The sequence below is a fragment of the Iodobacter sp. genome (assembly GCF_025352645.1).
In the GTDB taxonomy this organism is placed as follows: domain Bacteria; phylum Pseudomonadota; class Gammaproteobacteria; order Burkholderiales; family Chitinibacteraceae; genus Iodobacter.
The window spans coordinates 1-3,506 of sequence record NZ_JANXSO010000113.1 but is presented as its reverse complement, the minus strand read 5'-3'; the positions used below and the strand labels follow the sequence as shown (position 1 = coordinate 3,506).

Below are 3,506 nucleotides of genomic sequence, written 5' to 3'. Positions count from 1 at the left end.
TCATCACCTGGTTTGCTTGGGGTGATGATGGCTGCGTCGTTGGTGCCGACAATCGTCACCGTCACATTTGAAGTGGTGCCATCCGCCGACTTCACCGCAAAGGTTTCAGTCTTAGTCTCGCCTTCTTTCAACTCTTGGACGTTGGTGGCTGAATTGTTCAGCCCGTAAGTCCACTTGCCATCCGTACCGATGCTGAATTTACCGTAAGTGCCGGTAGTGTCGGTTTGCGCTTGGAAGCTGGATTGACCAGCGTCTTTATCGTTGACCAGCAGCGTGCCGCCGGTTGTAAGGGTCACATCTTCTTTAACCTGACCCGCATCATCACCTGGTTTGCTTGGGGTGATGATGGCTGCGTCGTTGGTGCCGACAATCGTCACCGTCACATTTGAAGTGGTGCCATCCGCCGACTTCACCGCAAAGGTTTCAGTCTTAGTCTCGCCTTCTTTCAACTCTTGGACATTGGCCGCTGAGTTATTCAGCGCATAAGTCCACTTGCCATCCGTACCGATACTGAATTTACCGTAAGTGCCGGTAGTATCGGTTTGTGCTTGGAAGCTGGATTGACCAGCGTCTTTATCGTTGACCAGCAGCGTGCCGCCGGTGGTCAATGTTGTATCTTCCTTAACCAGCCCAGCATCATCACCCGGTTTGCTTGGAGTAATGATGGCGGCATCGTTTGTGCCTACAATCGTCACAATCACGTTTGAAGTTGTGCCGTCAGCCGACTTCACCGCAAAGGTTTCAGTCTTGGTTTCGCCTTCTTTCAACTCCTGGACGTTGGTGGCTGAGTTATTCAGCGCATAAGTCCACTTGCCATCAGCACCGATGCTGAATTTACCGTAAGTGCCGGTAGTATCGGTTTGTGCTTGGAAGCTAGATTGGCCAGCGTCTTTATCGTTCACCAGCAATGTGCCGCCAGTTGTAAGAACGGTATCTTCTTTAACCTGGCCCGCGTCATCACCCGGCTTACTTGGGGTAATTTCAGCAATATCGTCTTGGCCTTTGATCGTAACCACAACGTTGTGCGTTGTGCCATCAAGGGATTGCACGGTAAAGGTCTTGTCGAAGCTGTCTTTGCTGGTCAGTGCTTGTACTTCTTTGGCGTTGTTATCCAGTGTAAACGACCACTTGCCGTCTTTATCTATGGCAAAGGTGCCGAATTCGTTTTTGATGGAAGCGGGCTGCATTTCAGACTGACCTGCATCTTTGTCAGACACGGTCAGTTTGCCTTCTGTAATCAGCACGCCGTCTTCTTGAACGGTGCCAAGGTCTGTGCCGCTGATGTTGGCAGGGTCTTCAACGGGCGTGACGCCTACATCAACGGTAATGATGGCGGTGCCACCTTTGCCATCGTTCACTGTCACGGTAAAGCTGTCTTTGCCATTGTAATCAGTAGCAGGGGTGTAAACGTAGCTGCCATCTGGGTTAACCACCACGCTGCCGTGCGTTGGCTGATCTTTAGGCGCAAAGGTTAGTGTGTCGCCATCAGGATCTTTGGCGTTTACTTTGCCAGCAATTGGGGTGTCTTCTTTGGTGATGATTTGTACGGGGGTGCCCGTTGGATTGCCGTTATTGTCGACTTGGGTAGGCAAATCATTAACGGGGGTAACGGTAACCGCAACTGTGGCGCTACTAACTGCACCAGTGGCATCGGTAATGGTGTAGGTGATTTGATCAGGGCCATTGTAATTGGCGTTTGGCTTATATGTAATAGTGCCGTCAGTATTGATTACAACCGTGCCGTTGCTTGCACTTGCGCTACTTACTGTGATGTTGTTGCCGCTGTCGTTGCCAAGTACATTAATGCGGCTTTGGCCGTCTTCTTCTAAGGTAACTGCGTCATTAACGGCCTGAACACCTTGCTCTGCAACGATGGTTGCTTGAGTGGGGTTCACATCGTTAGGTGTGGTTTCAAAGTTTGTGGCGAAATTAAAAGCGAGGGGGTTAACGCCTTCGGCTACTCGCAAGAGTTGCACAAAAGAATGGCCTTCGCCTTGCCCTGCGCCGCCTAAGCCCGCTGCGGTGGCTTCTAATTCTGTGCTTAAGTCTTGTCCATTATTGATGGCGGCGGCAATCTTAGCGGTGGAGGCTGCTAAATCGTTAATCGCTGCCGTGGCGGCATCAAGGGTAGCGTTGCCCAGCATCTGTGCATCGATTTGCACTGTGCGTGTTGGGCCAATATCGATGAGCTGGCCATTTGGCATTTGTAATTGCACATGCCCATCGGCATCGGTTACTAAAGTTTGTGCTTCATTTAATTCTTGGCCTTTTTGGAGTGGAACAGTTTTTCCACTTGCATCACGCAAATAGGCTTTGCCATCGATTTGAACGATTGTTGCATGCGCTTGAGTGGTATTGATCTGTTCGGCCATGAGGTATTAACCAGAGTTAAATGAGGATGGCATGAATTGTAAGCAGGTTTAGTAAATTCTAATACTGTACTGAAGGACAGGTAAGCCAACGAGGCTAGGCCTAGATTTGGCTCAGGCGCCGGGGAGGGGCGATCACAGTAGGGCTAAAGGCGCACTACTCGGTATTTAACTGAGTAGTATTGTCAGCGCCTGTTAGAAAGTGGTCTGGGGGCATGGTGAAGGTTTTTGGTAATGCAGTAAGAGGGGGAGTGTTATTTTATTGCCAGTGCACTGTTGCCATCCTTAAGCAGTGCTTGCGACTAAATCTTTAGAAATTTTAATTACCACTTTTTTAATTAACAGTGGCTCTTTTACCGCGCGGCATGGCTTGTGTAGCTCGCCTGGGTAAAAAATGGCAAACATACCTGGCGTTAATCGCAGCTTAGATTCGTGCTCAATTGGGGCGACAAAAGCGATATCTCTTTCAGTGAGCTGATCGTGTGTTTTGCTGAGCGTATTGTCGCTAATGGCATAGCCAATGAGCTCTTCGCCCTCTAATAAATACTGAATATCAATATAGCGGGAGTGAAACTCTGGTTTGCCGATTTCCCAAGCTTGAGTCATCGGGCTTTGAACGAGGGCAAACATCTGCTCGCCATCAATGGGGTAGCGGCCGACGGCCATTTGCGAAAAATCTGTATTGCGCAGGTAATTTAGCGCGGCTTCTATAGCGGGGGGTAGTGGCAGATTGGATTGGTGTAAGTGGCCTAGATACATGCTGATCTCAAATATTTAATATTCCTGCAGTATAGAGCTTATGGGGATTGGATTCACGAAGGTCAGTAATCTGCAACTGCCGTTATACCTATTAAGAAGCATTGTGTTTATGCTTGGCCTAGCTAGGTAAATGCTTTACACGGACAAACCTTGTGCTTGTTGCATGTTTGGTGTCAGTATTGTGTTGGATATGTGCCGCATGAAAAATCCTTTTTAATCTAGGGCTTTGCGCTAAAAGCGAATTTATGGCATAAGGCACACTGCTGTTTGCTAATACCGGACTTTGGAAAATGAAAACCCCGAAAAGATTAGAACCACTTGTTCAGAATGGACTTGTTGATGAAGTACTCCGCCAGCTGATGAGTGGCAAAGAAGCCG

Annotated in this window: 2 protein-coding genes; both read right to left on the bottom strand. The window is 48.8% G+C overall.

Annotated elements, in window-relative coordinates; all coding sequences use genetic code 11:
- Nucleotides 1–2,372: retention module-containing protein (locus Q0R17_RS12760; protein ID WP_293935677.1), on the bottom strand; the 2,372-nt coding region annotated here is incomplete at its 3' end.
- A 282-nt stretch (nucleotides 2,373–2,654) separates the two neighbouring features.
- Nucleotides 2,655–3,128, bottom strand: a complete 474-nt coding sequence (locus tag Q0R17_RS12755; RefSeq protein ID WP_293935676.1) for a YhcH/YjgK/YiaL family protein — start codon at nucleotides 3,126–3,128, stop codon at nucleotides 2,655–2,657.
- Nucleotides 3,129–3,506 lie beyond the last annotated feature (378 nt).